This is a genomic window from Pseudomonas sp. 008 (assembly GCF_016861935.1).
Classification (GTDB): Bacteria; Pseudomonadota; Gammaproteobacteria; order Pseudomonadales; family Pseudomonadaceae; genus Aquipseudomonas.
The window spans coordinates 320,318-339,411 of record NZ_BOMA01000004.1 but is presented as its reverse complement, the minus strand read 5'-3'; the positions used below and the strand labels follow the sequence as shown (position 1 = coordinate 339,411).

Sequence of the window (19,094 nt, the reverse complement as noted above, 5' to 3'; positions counted from 1 at the left end):
TCATTGGGATGTGAGCAAAGGCGGGCGGCGCAGCAAACCGTGTACCGGACCGAACACCACGGACAGCAGATACACACCGCCAGCCACCAGCACGATTGCCGGGCCGCTGGGCAGCGAGTAGTAGAACGACAGCAACAATCCGAGCCAGACCGATAGGCTGCCGAGCAACGCGGCGATGATGATCAGCACCGGCAAACGACGACTCCAGAAGCGAGAAGCGGCGGCCGGCAGCATCATCAAACCGACCACCATCAGCGCGCCGATAGCCTGGAAACCGATCACCAGATTCAGCACCACCAGCGTCAGAAATACTCCGTGAGCCAGCGGCCCGAGGCGGCTGACGGTTTGCAGAAAGAGCGGGTCGAGGGTGTCCAGCAACAGTGGTTTGTAGATCAGGGCCATGGCGATCAGGCTGAAGCCCGAGACCCAGAGCATGCCGGTCAAGGTCGGGCCATCGACCGCCAGCGCCGAACCGAATAACAGGTGCAACAGGTCCAGCCGCTTGCCGGCGATGCCAAGGATCAGCACGCCGCTGGCCAGGGAGATCGGGTAGATCGCCGCCAGGCTCGCGTCTTCCCGCAAACCGGTGCGACGGGTGATCCAGGCGGCCAGTCCGGCCATGCTCAGGCCGGCACCGAGACCGCCGAGGGTCAGTGCGGGCAGGCTCAACCCGGCGAACCAGAAACCCAGTGCAGCGCCGGGCAAGATGCCGTGAGCCACTGCATCGCCGATCAGACTCATGCGCCGCAGAATCAGAAACACCCCAAGCGGCGCCGTACTACAGGCCAGAACAAGGCCACCCAGCAGTGCTCGACGCATGAATACGAATTCGTGAAACGGTTGCCAAAGGTGAGCAGCAGCGATCATCAAGCCACCTGCGTCTGAGGTTGTTGGCGAATCAGCTCGGTACTGGGACCGAGGACGCAGCCGCTGCTTTTGATCAGTAGCGCTTGTGGAATCTGTTGGCGCACGGCGGCCAAGTCATGACACACCACGACCAGGGTTCGGCCGTCTGCATGCCAGGCGTGGAGGTGTTTCCAGAGCAGCGCCTGGCCGAGTTCGTCGAGTGCGGCGTGGGGTTCGTCGAGCAGCAGTAAGGGCGCTTCGGCGAGGCTCAATCGGGCGAGTAGGGCACGCTGCAATTCGCCTCCGGAGAGGGCCATCAATGGGCGATGCTCCAGACCGGTCAGGCACCAGTCTTCCAATGCAGCCTTGAGTCGCTGGCTGCGAATTTCCGGAGTTTGCTTGTTGCCCCAAAAACCGGCGGCCACCAACTCTTGCAGGCTGATGGGGAATTGTCGGTCCAGGTGTTGTTGCTGAGGCAGGAACGAAAGGCCACCCTTGCGTGGAACATCAATGACGACGTTGCCGGCCAGTGGCTTTTGCAGGCCGGCGATGACTTTCAGCAGGCTGCTTTTGCCCGACCCGTTGGCGCCGATGACGGCGGTCAGACTCCCCTTGGGCAGTTCGAAATCAACTGCTGGAGTGAGCGGCTGACCGGGTGCGCCCCAGCGCAAGGCTTGGCATCGGATCATGCGGCCTCCCAGTTCCAGCGGCTTTCGGCGACGGCATCGTGGGCATGAAGACTTTCGGCGTGGACGACTCGCACTTTGAAGGCGTTGATGCCCGGGGAGCGTCTCAATGCCAGGTTCAGGCGTCGCGCGGCGTCTTCGCAGAACATCAGGTTCTGACCGTTGGCGAGGGCGAAAGCTTGTTCGTCGGCGCGTTTCACGGCGGTTTGCACAGCGGTGCCGAGAGCGGCTTCCGCGTCGTTGATCGCGGCGATCAGTGGCAGGTCATCCAGATAGTCATCCAGACGCAGCTGCAATTGCGCATTACTGCGTTGGCTATGCGGCGTCGCGACGATGCCTTTCGTGGAACCGAGCCAAGCCAGAACGTCTGCGTGTTGCAATGGTTGATTGGCGAAGTCATCAACGAATTGCTGCTGAATCAACTGCCTCGAGAGGGCTGCTGAGCATGGACAGGTTGAGGAATATGGAACGTCGATTTTTAGTTCCACGTGGAACATCGCGTTTTTCAGACTCGCTTCGATGCTCACCGGATAGGTTTTCCAGCCGGCCAACGGACTGACGAGCGCGGGTCTTTTGAGCAGAAGTTCGGTGTGAATTTTTAGGTAAGCGTTGTGGGAAAGTCCTTCATGGGTCTCGAGAAAACTCAGCAAGACTCGCCGCAACAACGTGGGTGAAAGGTTTTCCTGCTCAAGCATCTCCAGCGCCAGGTACAGCCGTGACATATGGATGCCACGCGCCTCTCCATCGTCGAGGCTAACGCCAGCGTCGGCTTTTGCACTCAGTCGCTGGCCATCGAATAAAACAGGAAGAGCAATGCCGCACATGCCCACCCAATCGAGTGGCAGGGCTTGGCGTGAGGCCTGCGCGGCGATATCCGGCAGAGTCAGCGCATTCATGAGCAGGTCCATCGTGGGAGTTGATTTGGCATGTTATATTATAACAATCAAATCGACGATGCCTTTTTCGTGAACGAGTTTTCATCATGCACAGACGTCACTTGCTCAACCTGATTCTGGCCAGCGCAGCCTTTGCGTTACCTTTTGGTGTGTCGGCCACGCAAATTCGCAATGCACGACTGTGGCGTTCGGACGACAAGCTGCGACTGGTGTTCGATCTGAGCGGGCCGGTGCAGTACAAAACCTTTTCCCTGAGTGCTCCGGAGCGGCTGATCATCGATCTGAGTGGCGCCAACTTCAGTGGCGACTTCAGTCAGCTGGCGCTCGACAACTCGGTGATTCGCGCGATCCGTTCCGGGCATTTCGGTCAGGGCGATACACGGATCGTCCTCGACCTCAGCGGTCCGGTGCAGCTCAACAGCTTCCTGTTGCCGCCACAGGATGGGCAGGGGCACCGATTGGTGCTCGATCTGAAGGCCATTGCTCCGCTACAGATCGCGGCGGCGCCGTCGGACAAACGTGAGCCCATCATCGACAAGGCTCATCCCAAGCGCGACATCATTGTGGTGGTCGACCCTGGTCACGGCGGCAAAGACCCGGGCGCGGTTGGCGCCAAAGGTGAGCGGGAGAAAGACGTGGTGCTATCGATCGCCCAGCTGTTGGCAAAGAGGCTGAAGCGTGAAAAGGGCTTCGACGTGAAACTGGTGCGTAACGACGACTTTTTCGTCCCACTGCGCAAGCGCGTGGAGATCGCCCGCAAGCACAAGGCCGACATGTTCATTTCGGTCCATGCGGACGCAGCACCGCGTCTCACGGCTTCAGGTGCGTCGGTGTACTGCCTGTCCGAAGGTGGTGCGACCTCGGCCACCGCGCGTTTCATGGCGCAACGGGAGAACGGCGCGGACCTGTTGGGCGCCACCAGCTTGCTCAATCTCAAGGACAAGGATCCGATGCTCGCCGGGGTGATTCTCGACATGTCGATGAACGCCACCATCGCCGCCAGTTTGCAGTTGGGCAACACGGTGCTCGGCAGTCTGGCGGGCATTACCACGCTGCATCAGAAGCGTGTGGAACAGGCGGGTTTCGCCGTGTTGAAGTCGCCGGATGTGCCATCGATTCTGGTGGAAACCGGCTTCATCTCGAACGCCCGCGACAGCCAGCGACTGGTGACGGCGCGGCATCAGCAGGCCGTGGCGGATGGTTTATTCGAAGGCTTGCAGCGTTACTTCCAGAAGAATCCCCCAATGAACAGCTATATCGCCTGGCAGCAGGAGCAGAAAAAGGCACAGGCCTAGCAACCCGTCATCCGGCTACAGGTGAACTTCGCGCTGCTGCCCCCGGAACTGGAGAACCGATTGATGGTTGTCCAGCCAACCCGACGGTTGTAGCCGACCCAGGCTTCGCCATCGGATGCGAGGCCGGTAAAGAACGTCAGTTGCCCGTAGCGGCTGTTGGTTTGCGCCCAATGGCGTTTGCTGGCCACTTCGAAGCCGCGCAAGTAGATCGTGCTACCCACGGTATTAACGCTGTAGGCATTGCCGTCGGCATCCACGCAAGCCAGCAGGTTGGCGCTACGGGTGCATTTGGCCAGGCTGGGGACTTGTCCCCAGGCATTGACCGCGATCAGCAACGAAAGGCTCAGTAACGAGAATCTCAGGGCGTTTCCCATGGCATTTCTCAAGGGGCGGACGGGCTAAAGCATCGTGCCCTTTGTCGTTGTGGGCAAGAGGGGGAGTGGCTTGTTTGTGTTGTTATACTATAACATAAATTAAGCCCGACATTGCGACCGGGCATCCCTGTGAGGAATACCTGATGCCCAATCGTCTCCCCGTGACCGTCCTGTCGGGCTTTCTCGGCGCCGGAAAAAGTACACTGCTTAATTACGTACTACGTAATCGCGATAATTTGCGGGTCGCGGTGATCGTCAACGACATGAGCGAAATCAACATCGATGGCAGCGAAGTTCAACGCGATGTCAGCCTGAACCGTGCCGAAGAAAAACTCGTGGAAATGAGCAACGGCTGCATTTGCTGCACCTTGCGTGAAGACCTCCTCGAAGAAGTCAGCAAACTCGCCAGGGACGGTCGTTTCGACTATCTGCTGATCGAGTCCACCGGCATTTCCGAGCCGCTGCCCGTGGCGGAAACCTTCACCTTTCGCGATGAAGAAGGGCAGAGCCTGGCCGACATTGCGCGGCTCGACACCATGGTCACCGTGGTCGACGGCATGAACTTCCTGCTCGACTACCAAGCCGCCGAAAGCCTCGCTTCCCGTGGTGAAACCCTGGGCGAGGAGGACGAGCGCTCGATCACTGACCTGTTGATCGAGCAGATCGAATTCGCCGACGTGATCCTGATCAGCAAGATCGATTTGATCAGCAGCCGCGAACGCCAGGAGCTGATCGCGATCCTCGAACGGCTCAATGCCGAGGCCGAAATCATTCCGATGGTCATGGGCGAGGTGCCACTCAAGAAGATCCTCAACACTGGGCGTTTCGACTTCGAGAAGGCCGCTCAGGCACCAGGATGGTTACAGGAATTGCGCGGTGAACACGTGCCGGAAACCGAGGAGTACGGCATTGCCTCCACGGCTTATCGGGCGCGGCGACCGTTTCATCCGCAGCGTTTTTTCAGCTTCATCGATCGCCCGTGGGTGAACGGCAAACTGCTGCGTTCCAAGGGTTTTTTCTGGCTGGCCAGCAAACACATGGATGCCGGCAGCTGGTCCCAGGCCGGCGGCTTGATGCGTCACGGGTTTGCCGGGCGCTGGTGGCGTTTTGTGCCGAAAAACCAGTGGCCGCAAGACGAAGAAAGCACCGCCGGGATCATGGAGAACTGGACGGCCGCCACCGGCGATTGCCGGCAGGAACTGGTGTTTATCGGCCAGAACATCGACTTTGCACAACTCACCGCCGAACTTGATAACTGCCTGCTGATGGATGATGAAATGGCCCTGGGCGTCGAGGGTTGGCGGTTGTTGCCCGATCCGTTCGGTCCCTGGCACGAAGAGGCGGCTGCCTGATGCTGGCGCCCAGTCTGAAGCTGCGACCGGTCATTGCTCAGGTTCAAGGTGAAACGCCAAAGGTGCTGACCGGGATTCTGGACGACGGTGTGAACCTCGCCCTTTGGCAGCGCCAACTGCCGGTGCACATTGCTGATTTCGGTCGCTTGCTGTTGTCCCTGAACCAGCCGCTGGCCGAGTCGCTTTCCCTTGACATGGCCAGTGATGACGCCGAACCCAATCTCCACGGTTTAGCCTCAGGCTTCAGCGATCTTGAAGGCTACGAAGGCTTTATCGCCGACGTTTCCTGGCTGGTCAGCGCGTTCGCCTGCCTGTTGGGCGCCCAACGCGTCGGCCTGCGCCTGCGGGTTCTGGACAAAGCCATGTGCCCGCGTTTCCACGTCGATCATGTGCCAGTGCGGTTGATCACTACCTACGCAGGGACCGGCAGCCAATGGCTGAAAGAAGGGGCGATGGATCGCCGCCGATTAGGCGAGCCTGACGCCGAACCCCAGGATGATTCGCTGATCCAGCGTATCGCCAGCGGCGAAGTGGCGCTGCTTAAAGGAGAGAAGTGGCACGGCAACGAAGGTTTCGGTCTGGTTCACCGTTCGCCGCAGCCGGCACCGGGCGAGCGTCGTTTGATCCTGACCCTCGACTGGCTGGGCTGACGGCTCAAGGTTTGAGCCAGGTTCCCTGGCTCTGGGCTTCGCAAAACGGCTTCAGATACGCCGCATCGGTGGCCACGCCGTAATAGTGAATATCCTGCCGGTAAGGCATATTGGCGACTTGAGCGTTGCTGCATACCCCGAACGCGCCGGCGGGGCATTGGTCGACGTACTGCACCTCGACTTTCTGCCCGGCCAGATTCGGCTGGCAGAAGCCGTCGGCGAACAGTTTTTCCGGGATGTTGCGGTTCTGCTGGCAGACCTTCACGTCCAGCCGCGCTGCCGTACTATGTACCACGCAGGCCTGGGCCAGCGCTTCACCCGACGTGAGTGCCAGAAGCAACGACCATCCCATCAACCGCATCCTTTACCTCCTCAGAAAACTTCGACCATGTTGCAGAACATTCCCACCCACGTCATCGCCGGCCCGCTGGGTGCCGGCAAGACCAGCCTGATCAAGCACCTGCTGGCGCAGCGGCCGGCCGGTGAGCGCTGGGCGGTGCTGATCAACGAATTCGGCCAGATCGGCCTGGATGCTGCGCTGCTGACCCAGGACGCCGATGGTATCGCACTGGGAGAAGTGGCCGGGGGGTGTTTGTGTTGCGTCAATGGTGCGCCGTTTCAGATCGGCCTCGGGCGGCTGCTGCGCAAGGCACGACCGGATCGACTGTTCATCGAGCCCTCCGGGCTGGGGCATCCGGCGCAGTTGCTCAGGCAATTGAGCGAGGCACCGTGGCAAGGCGTCCTGGCGGTTCAGCCTTGCGTGTTGGTACTGGACGCCCGGGCACTCGCGGCCAGAAAACCGCTGCCAGCGGCGCAACAGCAAGCCTTGGACAGTGCCGGGTTGCTGTTGCTGAACAAGGCGGAAAGCCTCGACGACAGTGATCGCCAGCGAGTTGTCGCACAGTTGCCGTCGCGTCCTTTGTACTGGACGCAGCAAGCTGTCTTGCCGCTGAGCGAGTTGCCGGGCCTCAAGGCTCAGGCTGTCGCGGGTGTGGATAACTTCATCGTGCCCAAGGGGCTGGCACAGATGCCGGCCATCTGGACTGACCCTGCGCAGCCGATTTGCTTGAGTCAGGCGCAAGAGGGTGGCTGGAGCGTCGGCTGGCGCTGGCATCCGAGTCAGACGTTCGATGCAGTGCTTGTTGGAAAGTGGCTTGAGAGCCTTGAATGGCTGCGGGCGAAGCTGGTTATCCACAGTGTCGAGGGCTGGGTGTCGGCCAACGCACTGGATAACTCGCTACTGGATTGGCAGCCCAGCGAATGGCGACGGGATTCGCGCATCGAGCTGATTTTCAGTGAGGTACAGGGTGTTGAGTCACTGCAAAGAGATCTGGCCGATTGCCGGTCGGGGTGAAGATCAAAAGACCGCAGCTCCTATGGTGCGATCTTTTAATCTTCAGGGACGCCACTTGGTGTGTTCTTGCCGCCACTGGCTCAATTCAATCACCTCGGCGCTGGGTTTTGCGACTTCGACCACCGGTGGTGTGTCGTCGAATGGCATTGGGTAGGGCGCGAGCTCGATCTGTGCGCTATGGGCGCCGAACTGAGTGATGGTGCCGTTGTGGCGGGTTTCACCGGTCACGGTGAATTCGAAGTTATACACACGGGCCAGGCGCCGACGGCCGTTGGCGTCTTTAATGAAAGCGATCTTTTTCAAAGCTACGTTGCCGTCCAGCAACTCGATCCGCAACTTGGCGCAATGCTGCTGAACCCGCTCCAGAGCGCGTTCACGCAATCCGTGGTTGTGCCACAGCCATGCGCCACCGGTGGCGAGCAGCATGAACACGAAGATATTTCCGAGGGTCAGCATCAACAGGGTGCTCCAACAAGATAGTGCCAGCTTAACTGCGTCTCTGGTCTGTCGTACAGGCTGCGTTTAGTCGCATACTGCGCGGCTCGAATTTCAATCGGTTTATGGAAAACTCACCGCATGAAACGTACGCCCCATCTGCTCGCCATCCAGTCCCATGTGGTGTTCGGCCACGCTGGCAACAGCGCCGCGGTTTTCCCGATGCAGCGGGTCGGGGTGAACGTCTGGCCACTCAATACCGTGCAGTTCTCCAACCACACGCAATATGGCCAGTGGGCCGGGGAAGTGCTGGCCCCGCATCAGATTCCGGAATTGGTGGAGGGGATCGCGGCGATTGGCGAACTGGGCAACTGCGATGCCGTGTTGTCCGGCTACCTCGGCAGCGCTGCCCAGGGACGGGCGATTCTGGCGGGGGTGGAGCGAATCAAATCGATTAATCCCAAAGCCTTATACCTTTGCGACCCGGTGATGGGCCATCCGGAGAAAGGCTGCAGCGTTCCAGCCGAAGTCAGCGATTTCCTGCTGGAAGAGGCAGCGGCAATAGCCGACTTCATGTGCCCGAATCAGTTGGAGCTGAACAGCTTCTCGGGGCGCAAGGCGCAGTCACTGTTCGATTGCCTGGCCATGGCGCGGGCGCTGCTGGCGCGCGGTCCGAAGGCGGTGTTGGTCAAGCATCTGGACTATCCCGGCAAACTGACGGATGGCTTCGAGATGTTGCTGGTGACCGCTGAAGGCAGCTGGCACTTGCGTCGGCCGTTGCTGGCGTTCCCGCGTCAGCCGGTGGGCGTTGGCGATCTGACTTCCGGGCTGTTCCTGGCGCGTGTGCTGCTGGGTGACAGTCTGCTGAGCGCCTTCGAATTCACCGCGGCGGCGGTGCATGAAGTGCTGCTGGAAACCCAGGCTTGCGCCAGCTATGAGCTGGAACTGGTGCGAGCGCAGGACCGGATCGCCCATCCGCGGGTGCGGTTCGAGGCGGTAGCGATCAGTTTGTAACGGTGTGGAGGTAGAAAAGATCGCAGCCTTCGGCAGCTCCTGCGTGCCTGTTGGCGCTGCTCCAGGCTGCGATCTTTTGTTTTAAGCGTCGCCCTTGATTTCCTGATAGCGCTTTTCCAGTTCCTGACGAATCTGCCGACGCTGCTGGGCTTGCATGTATCGACGCTTGTCTTCGCTGTTCTGCGGTTGCAGTGGCGGGACGGAGGCCGGTTTACGCTGGTCATCCACCGCGACCATGGTGAAGAAGCAGCTGTTGGTGTGGCGCACCGAGCGCTCGCGAATGTTCTCGGTCACGACCTTGATGCCCACTTCCATCGAGGTATTACCGGTGTAGTTGACCGAGGCCAGAAAGGTCACCAGCTCACCGACATGAATCGGCTCGCGGAAGATCACCTGATCCACTGACAAGGTCACTACGTAACGGCCGGCATACCGGCTGGCGCAAGCGTAGGCCACTTCATCGAGGTATTTGAGCAGGGTGCCGCCGTGGACATTGCCTGAGAAGTTGGCCATGTCGGGGGTCATCAATACCGTCATCGACAGCTGGGCGTTTCCGGGTTCCATAACGTACTCACGGGTTCAAGGCAGGGGTTGGGGGTTACACCTCTGTGGGTGCTTGTCGGTGTTTTTCAAACCAACAGTTATCGGGACGCCGGGCGGGGAGACGCCGTCACGCCCGAAGCGATCTGTTTCCATATATTGCACCGTCTTTGCGCCGGAAGTCGTGGTGTTACCCTTCAAAAGCCCACCCCCCGAAGGAGCCACACACCATGCATGCCATCAGTTTCATTCAGGATCTGGCAGTGATCATGTTGATCGCGGGTGTGGTGACCGTGCTCTTTCATCGTCTCAAACAACCGGTGGTGCTCGGCTACATTGTCGCCGGTTTCATTATCGGCCCGCACACGCCGCCCTTCGGCCTGATCCACGACGAAGAAACCATCAAGACCCTCGCCGAGCTCGGGGTGATTTTCCTGATGTTCTGCCTGGGGCTGGAGTTCAGCCTGCGCAAGCTGTTCAAGGTCGGTGCCACGGCGTTTATCGCAGCCTTCCTGGAAATCGTCCTGATGATCTGGATCGGCTACGAAATCGGCCGCTGGTTCGACTGGAATACCATGGACTCGCTGTTCCTCGGCGCGATCCTGGCGATTTCCTCGACCACCATCATCGTCAAGGCGCTCAATGACCTGAAGATGAAGAACGAGCGTTTTGCGCAGTTGATCTTCGGCGTACTGATCGTCGAGGACATCCTCGGTATCGGCATCATCGCCTTGCTGTCGAGCATCGCCGTCAGCGGTACGGTCAGTTCCGGCGAAGTCTTTTCCACCGTCGGCAAGCTTTCCCTGTTCATGATTGTCGCACTGGTCATCGGCATTCTGCTGGTGCCGCGACTACTGGCCTATGTGGCGAAATTCGAAAGCAATGAGATGTTGCTGATTACCGTGCTGGGCCTGTGTTTCGGCTTCTGCCTGCTGGTGGTCAAGCTTGAATACAGCATGGTTCTCGGCGCGTTCCTGATCGGTGCGATCATGGCCGAATCTCGCCAGCTGCTGAAAATCGAGCAGTTGATCGAGCCGGTTCGCGACCTGTTCAGTGCGATCTTCTTCGTCGCCATCGGCCTGATGCTCGACCCGATGATCCTGCTGCAATACGCCTGGCCGATTGCGGTGATCACTGTGGCGGTAGTGCTGGGCAAGATGCTGTCCTGCGGCCTCGGCGCGTTTATCGCCGGCAATGACGGACGCACCTCACTGCGCGTGGGGATGGGGCTTTCACAGATTGGCGAATTCTCTTTCATCATCGCCGCGCTGGGTATGACGCTGCAGGTCACCAGCAGCTTTCTCTATCCGGTGGCTGTGGCCGTCTCGGTGATCACCACGCTGTTGACGCCCTATCTGATCCGCGCGGCCGATCCGCTGTCGATCAAGCTTGCTGCCGTGATGCCGCAGCGCCTGGCTCGTGTGCTGGGGATGTATGGCGAATGGCTGCGCAGCATCCAGCCTCAGGGCGAGGGCGCGCTGTTGGCGTCGATGATTCGGCGGATTCTGTTGCAGGTGGGGGTCAATCTGGCGCTGGTGGTTGCGATCTTTTTATCGGGCGCCTTCTTCGCCGAGCGCATGTCCGTTTACCTGCAAGACTGGATCAGCGACCCGAGCTGGCAAAAAGCGTTGATCTGGGGCGGGGCGTTGCTGTTGTCGCTGCCGTTCCTGATCGCCGCCTATCGCAAGCTCAAGGCGCTGTCGATGCTGCTGGCAGAAATGGGGGTGAAGCCGGAGATGGCCGGCCGTCACACGCAGCGAGTGCGTCGGGTGATCGCCGAAGTGATTCCGATCCTCTCGCTGTTGGTGATTTTCCTGCTGCTGGCAGCCTTGTCAGCCAGTATTCTGCCGACCAACAAGTTGCTGGTGCTGATTGTCGTGGTCGCGGCCGCGGTGGCGGCGCTGCTCTGGCGCTGGTTCATCCGCGTGCATACGCGGATGCAGGTGGCCTTGCTGGAAACCCTGGATAACCACAAGGATTCGTCCGAGCATTGAGCGTGACGAATCCCTGTAGCAGCTGCCGAAGGCTGCATTCGACTGCGCAGCAGTCGCCAATCAGGCTACGAGGTGATTCAGGTTAACCGAGTGTCAGGGTTTACGACTGCTTCGCAGCCGAACGCAGGCTGCGCCAGCTGCTACAAAAAGTCGTGCAGGGGTAAATCAGCTTTCCAGCCAGACGTCCCGTGCCCAGTGCCAGACCGATTCCCAGGTTTCTTCGGCGAGTAACTCTTCTTCGGCCAGCCACAACACCACGGTGCCGTCTTCTTCGACGCAGTAGTAGTTGTCACCGTCCTGGCAAATCGGGATCAGGCTGCGATCAACACCAGCGTCCCAGGCGTTGGCGGCAACGTCCGGCAGGTAGGTGTGGGATTGCGGGTCGGTGACGGTCACCGGCTCCAGGCTGCCGTAGACTACATCGCTGACGGTCAGCAGGAATTCTCTGAATACGAAGGGAATGTCGATGAACAGTTGTTCTTCGATTTCTACCAGCAGATCTTCGTCGGGCAACTCCAAGGGGACCGGTACCGGTTCGTTGGCTTCACGCAGTTGTTCGATGATTTCTTCCACGTCCGGGATCCTCTTGCTTGATGGCGCGGTTTAGTTGGGGCGGTTTATACAGTAGCTCGCTATAGATGCAACCGTGAAATAGAAAACCCCGGCAGAGCCGGGGTTTTCATTACAGCATGCGAAAGCGCGGAGTTATCAGCCGTTCTGGCGGATACCTGCTACCAGCCAAGGCTGGTTTTCGCCCTGTGGACGTTCCATGTTCCAGCTTTCGCTGAACACTTCGCCCTGGTCGAAACGCGAGGTCTTCGACACGCCGCTGAAGGTCAGGGTGGCGATGGTCTTGTCCGCACGGTCATCAACGCCGTCCAGTTGTACCTGGAGGTTGTCGATGTAGGTCGACTGGAAGCCGTCGCCCAGGTCGGCACGTTCGCGCTTGAGGAACTCCAGCAGTTGCGGGGTTACGAACTCGGCGATCTTGTCCATTTCGTTGGCGTCCCAGTGCTGTTGCAAGGACTGGAAATGGTTGCGTGCGGCTTCGACGAAGCGCTCTTCGTTGAACCAGGCCGGAGCATTGATCACTGGGCGTGCGGCAGGTGCAGCCGAACCGCCGAAGATCGAACCCATGGCAGGCTTCTGCTCGAACACTTCACGTTGCATCGGCGCGCCGGCCGGAGCCAGGTGCTCCTGCTGCTTGCGACGACGAGCGGCAATGAAGCGGAAGACCAGGAAGGCGATGACCGCCATGATCAGGATGTCGAAGAACTGCATGCCCTGGAAACCGCCGCCCATGAACATGGAAGCCAGCAGGCCACCGGCCGCGATACCGGCCAGAGGGCCGAGCCAGCGCGAAGCACCGCCGGCCTTGGCGGCAGCGCCAGCGGCACCGGCCGCGCCGGCAGTGGCGGCTGCACCGCCCACGCCAGGAGAAGAAGGAGCCATTTGGCTGGTCTGGTGAGTCGGCGCAGCGCCGACACTCTTGCCGCCACCAAAGCGCTTGGCGTTGGCGTCCAGGCTCATCGTCAGGCCGATGCACAACGCCATGGCGATGCTAAGAAAACGTTTCATAAAGGGAATTCCCATTTGTGGATGGCACGCGCGCCATGTTGCACAGCTGAAGTGTCACTGGCTAGCGGCAGAGTGTTTCGGGCTTTTGCCTGACAGGTTCTGTTCAGCTTCAGTCTGCGCAATAAGGCCTGTTAACGTTCGTCAGTAGGACGAGTGGATAGCTTCTGTAGGAAGGATGCTTAGCGCCGCAGCGCCAGCATGACGACACCGGCCGTAATCAGGCCGATTCCGCCCCATTGGCGCAGGTCGAGTTTTTCGCCCAGCAGGATTACGCCGAGCACCGCCACCAGCACCACGCTGAGTTTGTCCACCGGAGCGACCAACGAGGCCGGCCCCAGTTTCAGCGCGCGGAAGTAGCAGATCCACGAGGCACCAGTGGCCAGTCCCGACAGCAGCAGGAACAGGTAGCTCCTGGCCGAGATCGATCCTAATGACTGATATTGGCCCGTGGCGTACAAAATCAAGGCCAGGCTGACCAAAACCACCACCGTGCGCAGCAGCGTGGCGAAGTCCGAGTTGACGTTTTCGATGCCGATTTTGGCGAAGATCGCGGTCATGGCGGCAAACGCCGCCGACATCAGGGCCCAGAATGTCCAGGAAGAAAAGAAACCCGAGCCCATGCTTTCGCGCCTTTCATAAGATCAATCTGAAACAAAGAACCTTGTGGGAGCGAACAGGCTCGCCCCCACATTAAATCACTGGCAGGTTTTAGATCGCTTCCAGCTTGGCGTAACCGAGCATCAGCCACTTGCTGCCTTCGCTGAAGTTCACCTGCACCCGCGCCTGAGCACCGGCGCCTTCGAAATTCAGGATCACACCGTCGCCGAACACCGAATGCCGCACAGTCTGGCCGAGGCTGAACCCGGTGTCCGGGATCTCGCTGCCGCCGAACAGGCTGCTGGAACTCTGCTGCTGGCCACCGCCGAACGGACGGCTGACGCTGTTGGACAGTCGCACTTCCTGGATCAGGCCTTTGGGCACTTCACGGACGAAACGCGACACCTTGTTGTAGGTCTCGCTGCCGTACAAGCGTCGGGTTTCAGCATAAGTCAGCACAAGGTTCTGCATCGCCCGGGTGATACCGACGTAGGCCAGACGCCGCTCTTCTTCAAGGCGGCCGGGTTCTTCCAGGCTCATCTTGTGCGGGAACAGGCCTTCTTCCATGCCCACCAGGAACACGTAAGGGAATTCCAGGCCCTTGGCGCTGTGCAGAGTCATTAGCTGAATGCTGTCTTCGTGCTCGTCGGCCTGGGTGTCCCCGGCCTCCAGCGAGGCGTGGCCGAGGAATGCCGCCAGTGGCGATTGCTCTTCGTCCTCTTCCGGGTTTTCGAAGTTGCGCGCGGCGCTGACCAGTTCCTCAAGGTTTTCTACCCGGGCCTGGCCTTTCTCGCCTTTTTCCGCCTGGTGGTAGGCGATCAGCCCCGATTGCTCGATGACGGTCTGGGTCATCAGGTGCAACGGCATTTCCATGCACTTGGCGGCGAGGTTCTCGATCAGTTCCATAAACGCCCCAAGAGCACCGGCAGCGCGCCCGGTCAGGCCCTTGTTGGCCACCAGCTGACGCATGGCTTCCCACATCGACACGTCGCTGTGGCGCGCATGATCGCGAATCGCTTCGACGGTTTTTTCGCCGATGCCACGGGCCGGAACGTTGATCACCCGCTCCAGGGCCGCATCGTTGCCACGGCCTTCCAACAAACGCAGGTAAGCCATGGCGTTCTTGATTTCTGCCCGTTCAAAGAAGCGCTGACCGCCATAAATGCGGTACGGGATGCGCTCGCGCAGCAAGGCTTCTTCCAAAACGCGCGATTGGGCGTTAGAGCGGTACAGAATCGCGATATCACTGCGAGCCAAGCCGGTTTTCAGCGCGCTTTCAATGGTTTCAACCACGTAGCGTGCTTCATCGTGTTCGTTGAACGCGGCGTACAGATTGATCGCTTCGCCTTCGCCACCATCGGTCCACAGCTCTTTGCCCATGCGCCCGGTATTGTTGGCGATCAGGGCGTTGGCGGCCTTGAGGATCCCGGCGGTGGAGCGGTAGTTCTGCTCCAGACGAATGATCTCGGCATCCGGGAAGTCGTCGGAATACTGATAGATGTTCTCGATTTTCGCGCCGCGCCAGCCATAGATCGACTGATCGTCGTCGCCGACCACCATCAGGCTGTCGCCACCCTTGGCCAGCAGACGCAGCCAGGCGTACTGCACGGCGTTGGTGTCCTGGAACTCGTCCACCAGAATGTGCCGGAAGCGCTTCTGATAATGGGCGAGCAGGCCCGGGTGGTCGCGCCACAGATCGAGGGCGCGCAGCAGCAGTTCGGAGAAGTCGATGACGCCGGCGCGCAGGCACGCAGCCTCGTAGGCTTCATAAATGCTGCGCATGGTCGCCAGGAACAGATCGCCGCTGGCTTGAATATGTTGTGGACGCAGACCTTCGTCTTTCTGCCCGTTGATGAACCACTGGGCCTGCCGGGCCGGCCAGCGTTGCTCGTCCAGGCCCAGCTCGCGGATCACCCGCTTGACCAGCCGTTGCTGGTCGTCGCTGTCGAGAATCTGGAAGGTCTGGCTCAGGCCCGCCTCTTGCCAGTGCGCCCGCAATAAGCGGTGCGCCAGGCCGTGGAAGGTGCCGACCCACATGCCGGCCGGGTTGATACCCATCAGCTGCTCGATGCGATGACGCATCTCGGCAGCGGCCTTGTTGGTGAAGGTCACCGACAGAATGGAGTGGGGCGAGGCGTTTTCGACCTGGATCAACCAGGCGATACGGTGCACCAGCACTCGGGTTTTACCGGAGCCAGCACCGGCCAGGACCAACTGACGACCCACGGAGGCAGCTACGGCCTGGCGTTGGGCATCGTTGAGGGAGTTCAGCAGAAGGGAGAGATCATCGCGCATCGGGGCATTCTAGGGTGCGCCGTCACACCGGGCAAACCGAGCTTTGCATTAGCCGATGAAAGAAGCATCGACGATGACCGGTTGGTCACTGGCTGCAAGCAGGGACGGGGCTCGCCTGGCGGCTTTTGCGCCGGATGCGGGCGACTAAAACTTTTGTCTATTTTATGACCTGAGGCAGTTTGGTCCGGGCATTTGCTTGTGTATGCTCCGTCCACAATTCGGGCTCGCATGCTCAACTATAAGAACAAGAACATCGCCTATGACCCTCAGCTCCGACCTGTCGGGCCCCTCCGTGGAGCCTCGGGCTATCCGCAAACAGTACGCCATGGAGATGGCGGTCGAACGCACGCGTCTGCTGTACCAGGGCTCGCTCTTGCCGACGCTTTTCATGTTGATCAACGGTCTGGTCTGCGCCGGGTTGCTCTGGAGCCCGCAGCGTTACTTCGTGGTCAGCGTCTGGCTGATCTGGTTGCTGTCGCTGGTGGCGTTGCGAGTGATTCAGGTCGCGGCCTTCGATTCGGCGATTCCCCACCGTCAGGCCCATCCGATCTGGCGTCGCATGTTTCTGCTCGGTTCGGCGATGACCGGCCTGACCCTGGCCGGTGCCGGCATCGCGCTGGTGCCCGCTGACAATTTCATCCAGCAAGCGTGGGTGTTCGGCCTGATCGGCGCCGCGGCCCTCTCGGCCAGCGTCGCTTATGCGGTCAGCCTGCCAGCATTTCTATCCTTTACCTTGCCCTGTCTGTTGCCCGCCATCGGCTATCTGTTCTGGGGCGGCGATGAACAGGAGCAGGGCTGGGGCTGGTTCGGGCTGATTCTGCTGGGCTCGTTGAGCGTGGTCGCCTGGCAGGTCAATCGGTTGATCGATCAGGGTTTGTTGCGGCGTTTTCAAAATCAGGCGCTGATCGAGCACTTGCAGCAGGCGCAAAGTCGCAGCGAGCAACTCAATCACGAACTGGCCAGGGAAATCGACCAGCGTCGTCGCGCCGAAGAAGAATTGCGCGAAACCCAGGTCGACCTTGAAAACCGGGTTGCCCAACGCAGTCTGGAGCTGGATGCGGCCAACCAGGCCTTGAGCAAGAGCGAAGCGCGGCTGGCGCTGGCGTTGAAAGCGAGTGAGCTCGGTTTGTGGGACTGGAACCTGCAGACCGACGAAGTTCATCACACTCAGCTCCAGGAGTTGTTCGGGCTGGAGCCGGAATACGTGACGGCGATGCTCCGCCACCTCAAGCCGAGGCTGCATCCCGACGACTTGCCAGCGCTGAAGCGGGCGCTGGTCGAGCATTTGAAGGGCCGCACCGAGGATTATCAGATCGAGTACCGCGTTCGGCATGGCGATGGCCATTGGGTCTGGATCGAGGACCGTGGTCGAGCGGTCGAGCGCAGTGAAAACGGCCGGGTGATCCGCATGGTCGGCACCCGCCGCGACATCAGCGCCAGCAAGCACCTGGAAGAACAGCGCCAACTGGCGGCGACGGTGTTCGAGGCGGCCAGCGAAGGCATCGTGATTTTCGACCCGAATTACGCACTGATCGCAGTCAATCAGGCTTTCAGTCGGGTGACTGGCTATGAAATCGGCGACATGCTCGGGCGCAACGTGGTCGATTTGCCTTGCAGCCGCGACGCCCGTCGGCATTACGCGGCGATTCGTCAGGCGCTGGAGCAGCACGGTAGTTGGCAGGGCGAGTTGGTCGAGACCCGCAAGAATGGCGAGTTGTATCCGCAGTGGCTGCAACTGAATGCCGTGCGCGATATGCGGGGAAATGTCAGTCATATTGTTGGCTTCTTCGCTGATCTGTCCGCTCGGCGTGAATCCGAAGAGCGTATGCGCTACCTCACCCATTACGACGAGCTCACGGGGCTGGCCAACCGTTCGTTGTTCCGTGAACGACTGAGCGAGGCTCATCAGCGGGTGCGCCAAGGCGGTCGACGCAGCCTGGCGTTGCTGCACATCAATCTGGATCGCTTCAAGCTGCTCAACGACAGCCTCGGTCACGAAATCGCCGATCAGCTGTTACAGAAAATGGCCCGGCGGTTGGTCAATGCGTTGCCGGAAGCAGACACCATCGCCCGGTTGTCAGGCGATGAATTTGCGGTGCTGTTCGACGCCTACGGCAACCTGTCGAGCCTGGCGCGCGTGGCGACCCGATTGTCGACCAAGCTGCGTTTGCCGATCACCGTCGAGGGGCATGAACTGGTGATGAGCGCGTCCATGGGCATCAGTCTGTTGCCGGACACCGCGCGGGAGATTTCCGCGCTGGTCAGCCAGTCGAACATGGCCATGCAGCATGCCAAACACTTGGGCGGCAACAACTTCCAGTTCTATACCGACAGCCTGCAGGCCAGCACGCTCGAGCGTTTGCAGCTTGAGAACCAATTGCGCAAAGCCATCGAAGAAAAGCAGTTGAAGGTGTTTTATCAACCGAAACTCTGCCTCGCCACCGGTCGGCTGAATGCTGCCGAGGCGTTGGTGCGCTGGGATCACCCGACCCTGGGTCGAGTGCCGCCGGGGGATTTCATTGGTCTGGCCGAGGAAACCGGACTGATCAACGCTATCGGCGAGTTCGTATTGCGTCAGGCCTGCTGGCAAGCCTGCGAATGGCAGCGTCAGGGGCTTGAGCCGATTCGGGTGTCGGTCAATCTGTCGGTGCATCAGCTGCGTCAGGGGAAACTGGTCAGCCTGGTGCGTCAGGTGCTGGAGGAAACCGGTCTGGCGCCGCACTACCTGGAACTGGAACTTACTGAAAGCCAGTTGCTGGACAGCGTCGAGCACATCATCGCGACCTTCCAGCAATTGCGCGATCTGGGGGTGAAGCTGGCGATCGACGATTTTGGTACCGGGTATTCGTCTCTGAGCTACCTCAAACGTATTCCTGTGGATTACGTGAAGATCGATCAGGCATTTATCCGTGGGCTGGGGGAGAGCAGTGAAGATGCGGCGATCACCCGGGCGATTATTGCCATGGCCCATGGTCTGTCGTTGAAAGTGGTGGCTGAAGGCGTCGAGCGAGCCGAGCAGCTGGAGTTTTTGAAGGCTGAAGGTTGCGATGAGGTGCAGGGCTATCTGATCAGTCGACCGATTGACTCCGATGGTTTGGGTAACCTTCTACTTGAGCAAGATGCTGGTTTCCTCAGCTAAGTCATCAATAAACGTGATGACTTAGCTGGGAAAATTCCGGTTGCTAGCG

At 59.9% G+C, this 19,094-nt stretch carries 18 protein-coding genes; 7 read left to right on the top strand and 11 right to left on the bottom strand.

Translation table 11 applies throughout. The annotated features are described in order from the left end of the window. The 3 genes from JUI81_RS10940 to folE2 are packed head-to-tail and all read right to left on the bottom strand — an operon-like array spanning position 1 to position 2,428. Complete coding sequence (locus JUI81_RS10940; protein ID WP_204124246.1) at positions 1–867, bottom strand: metal ABC transporter permease; 867 nt, start codon at positions 865–867, stop codon at positions 1–3. After that, the gene (locus tag JUI81_RS10935) at positions 867–1,535 is read right to left on the bottom strand and encodes a metal ABC transporter ATP-binding protein (protein ID WP_204124245.1); all 669 of its coding nucleotides are present in this window, start codon (positions 1,533–1,535) and stop codon (positions 867–869) included. Before JUI81_RS10935 ends, JUI81_RS10940 begins: the two co-directional genes overlap by 1 nt. After that, positions 1,532–2,428 carry a GTP cyclohydrolase FolE2 gene (gene folE2, locus JUI81_RS10930; protein ID WP_204124244.1) on the bottom strand — a complete coding sequence of 299 codons (897 nt, stop codon included), beginning with the start codon at positions 2,426–2,428 and terminating at the stop codon, positions 1,532–1,534. Before folE2 ends, JUI81_RS10935 begins: the two co-directional genes overlap by 4 nt. A gap of 86 nt (positions 2,429–2,514) precedes the next feature. Here folE2 and JUI81_RS10925 point away from each other — a divergent pair, with 86 nt between their 5' ends. Beyond that, positions 2,515–3,723: an N-acetylmuramoyl-L-alanine amidase gene (locus tag JUI81_RS10925; protein ID WP_204124243.1), complete on the top strand. Its 1,209-nt coding sequence runs from the start codon at positions 2,515–2,517 to the stop codon at positions 3,721–3,723. Here the strand turns inward: JUI81_RS10925 and JUI81_RS10920 are convergent. Further along, a complete protein-coding gene (locus JUI81_RS10920; RefSeq protein WP_019580369.1) occupies positions 3,720–4,097 on the bottom strand; it encodes a hypothetical protein in 378 nt (125 codons plus the stop codon). The genes JUI81_RS10925 and JUI81_RS10920 overlap by 4 nt on opposite strands. Before the next feature lie 143 nt (positions 4,098–4,240). Here JUI81_RS10920 and zigA point away from each other — a divergent pair, with 143 nt between their 5' ends. Together zigA and JUI81_RS10910 are read left to right on the top strand one after the other, a co-directional pair. Further along, positions 4,241–5,449 carry a zinc metallochaperone GTPase ZigA gene (gene zigA, locus JUI81_RS10915; protein WP_204124242.1) on the top strand — a complete coding sequence of 403 codons (1,209 nt, stop codon included), beginning with the start codon at positions 4,241–4,243 and terminating at the stop codon, positions 5,447–5,449. Then, positions 5,449–6,099: a DUF1826 domain-containing protein gene (locus JUI81_RS10910; RefSeq protein ID WP_204124241.1), complete on the top strand. Its 651-nt coding sequence runs from the start codon at positions 5,449–5,451 to the stop codon at positions 6,097–6,099. Before zigA ends, JUI81_RS10910 begins: the two co-directional genes overlap by 1 nt. Positions 6,100–6,103: 4 nt before the next feature. Here JUI81_RS10910 and JUI81_RS10905 read toward each other — a convergent pair whose 3' ends face one another. Further along, positions 6,104–6,460, bottom strand: coding sequence for a hypothetical protein (locus JUI81_RS10905; protein ID WP_028940098.1), 357 nt, complete (start codon positions 6,458–6,460; stop codon positions 6,104–6,106). A 27-nt stretch (positions 6,461–6,487) separates the two neighbouring features. Between JUI81_RS10905 and JUI81_RS10900 the strand changes: the two genes are divergently transcribed. Then, positions 6,488–7,453: a GTP-binding protein gene (locus tag JUI81_RS10900; RefSeq protein WP_204124240.1), complete on the top strand. Its 966-nt coding sequence runs from the start codon at positions 6,488–6,490 to the stop codon at positions 7,451–7,453. 42 nt (positions 7,454–7,495) lie between these two features. Here JUI81_RS10900 and JUI81_RS10895 read toward each other — a convergent pair whose 3' ends face one another. Further along, the gene (locus JUI81_RS10895) at positions 7,496–7,909 is read right to left on the bottom strand and encodes a DUF3301 domain-containing protein (RefSeq protein ID WP_019580374.1); all 414 of its coding nucleotides are present in this window, start codon (positions 7,907–7,909) and stop codon (positions 7,496–7,498) included. A gap of 120 nt (positions 7,910–8,029) precedes the next feature. Between JUI81_RS10895 and pdxY the strand changes: the two genes are divergently transcribed. Continuing rightward, a complete protein-coding gene (pdxY, locus tag JUI81_RS10890; protein ID WP_204124239.1) occupies positions 8,030–8,902 on the top strand; it encodes a pyridoxal kinase PdxY in 873 nt (290 codons plus the stop codon). A gap of 81 nt (positions 8,903–8,983) precedes the next feature. Here pdxY and JUI81_RS10885 read toward each other — a convergent pair whose 3' ends face one another. Next, a complete protein-coding gene (locus JUI81_RS10885; protein WP_007934430.1) occupies positions 8,984–9,466 on the bottom strand; it encodes an acyl-CoA thioesterase in 483 nt (160 codons plus the stop codon). 206 nt (positions 9,467–9,672) lie between these two features. Here JUI81_RS10885 and JUI81_RS10880 point away from each other — a divergent pair, with 206 nt between their 5' ends. Continuing rightward, positions 9,673–11,436, top strand: a complete 1,764-nt coding sequence (locus JUI81_RS10880; protein WP_204124238.1) for a cation:proton antiporter — start codon at positions 9,673–9,675, stop codon at positions 11,434–11,436. 165 nt (positions 11,437–11,601) lie between these two features. Here the strand turns inward: JUI81_RS10880 and JUI81_RS10875 are convergent, their stop codons facing one another. The 4 genes from JUI81_RS10875 to uvrD all read right to left on the bottom strand — a co-directional run bounded on the left by JUI81_RS10875 (position 11,602) and on the right by uvrD (position 15,906). Further along, positions 11,602–12,009: an SMI1/KNR4 family protein gene (locus tag JUI81_RS10875; protein WP_007934432.1), complete on the bottom strand. Its 408-nt coding sequence runs from the start codon at positions 12,007–12,009 to the stop codon at positions 11,602–11,604. Between the two features lie 135 nt (positions 12,010–12,144). After that, positions 12,145–13,014 (bottom strand): Tim44 domain-containing protein, encoded by an 870-nt coding sequence (locus JUI81_RS10870; RefSeq protein ID WP_019651287.1) that lies wholly within the window; start codon positions 13,012–13,014, stop codon positions 12,145–12,147. Positions 13,015–13,193: 179 nt separating this feature from the next. Further along, positions 13,194–13,634 carry an EamA family transporter gene (locus JUI81_RS10865; RefSeq protein WP_007934436.1) on the bottom strand — a complete coding sequence of 147 codons (441 nt, stop codon included), beginning with the start codon at positions 13,632–13,634 and terminating at the stop codon, positions 13,194–13,196. Between the two features lie 88 nt (positions 13,635–13,722). Next, positions 13,723–15,906: a DNA helicase II gene (gene uvrD, locus JUI81_RS10860; RefSeq protein WP_007934438.1), complete on the bottom strand. Its 2,184-nt coding sequence runs from the start codon at positions 15,904–15,906 to the stop codon at positions 13,723–13,725. Between the two features lie 259 nt (positions 15,907–16,165). On the opposite strand from uvrD, the gene JUI81_RS10855 reads away from it, so the two are divergent. After that, entirely contained in the window at positions 16,166–19,045 is a 2,880-nt protein-coding gene (locus JUI81_RS10855) for an EAL domain-containing protein (RefSeq protein ID WP_204124237.1), read from the top strand. Positions 19,046–19,094: the final 49 nt, after the last annotated feature.

Bases quoted from the DNA above. Each gene is read 5' to 3' on its own strand.
- JUI81_RS10940 (WP_204124246.1), bottom strand. From the start codon at position 867: ATGATCGCTGCTGCTCACCTTTGGCAACCGTTTCACGAATTCGTATTC.
- JUI81_RS10935 (WP_204124245.1), bottom strand. From the start codon at position 1,535: ATGATCCGATGCCAAGCCTTGCGCTGGGGCGCACCCGGTCAGCCGCTC.
- folE2 (WP_204124244.1), bottom strand. From the start codon at position 2,428: ATGAATGCGCTGACTCTGCCGGATATCGCCGCGCAGGCCTCACGCCAA.
- JUI81_RS10925 (WP_204124243.1), top strand. From the start codon at position 2,515: ATGCACAGACGTCACTTGCTCAACCTGATTCTGGCCAGCGCAGCCTTT.
- JUI81_RS10920 (WP_019580369.1), bottom strand. From the start codon at position 4,097: ATGGGAAACGCCCTGAGATTCTCGTTACTGAGCCTTTCGTTGCTGATC.
- zigA (WP_204124242.1), top strand. From the start codon at position 4,241: ATGCCCAATCGTCTCCCCGTGACCGTCCTGTCGGGCTTTCTCGGCGCC.
- JUI81_RS10910 (WP_204124241.1), top strand. From the start codon at position 5,449: ATGCTGGCGCCCAGTCTGAAGCTGCGACCGGTCATTGCTCAGGTTCAA.
- JUI81_RS10905 (WP_028940098.1), bottom strand. From the start codon at position 6,460: ATGCGGTTGATGGGATGGTCGTTGCTTCTGGCACTCACGTCGGGTGAA.
- JUI81_RS10900 (WP_204124240.1), top strand. From the start codon at position 6,488: ATGTTGCAGAACATTCCCACCCACGTCATCGCCGGCCCGCTGGGTGCC.
- JUI81_RS10895 (WP_019580374.1), bottom strand. From the start codon at position 7,909: ATGCTGACCCTCGGAAATATCTTCGTGTTCATGCTGCTCGCCACCGGT.
- pdxY (WP_204124239.1), top strand. From the start codon at position 8,030: ATGAAACGTACGCCCCATCTGCTCGCCATCCAGTCCCATGTGGTGTTC.
- JUI81_RS10885 (WP_007934430.1), bottom strand. From the start codon at position 9,466: ATGGAACCCGGAAACGCCCAGCTGTCGATGACGGTATTGATGACCCCC.
- JUI81_RS10880 (WP_204124238.1), top strand. From the start codon at position 9,673: ATGCATGCCATCAGTTTCATTCAGGATCTGGCAGTGATCATGTTGATC.
- JUI81_RS10870 (WP_019651287.1), bottom strand. From the start codon at position 13,014: ATGAAACGTTTTCTTAGCATCGCCATGGCGTTGTGCATCGGCCTGACG.
- JUI81_RS10865 (WP_007934436.1), bottom strand. From the start codon at position 13,634: ATGGGCTCGGGTTTCTTTTCTTCCTGGACATTCTGGGCCCTGATGTCG.
- uvrD (WP_007934438.1), bottom strand. From the start codon at position 15,906: ATGCGCGATGATCTCTCCCTTCTGCTGAACTCCCTCAACGATGCCCAA.
- JUI81_RS10855 (WP_204124237.1), top strand. From the start codon at position 16,166: ATGACCCTCAGCTCCGACCTGTCGGGCCCCTCCGTGGAGCCTCGGGCT.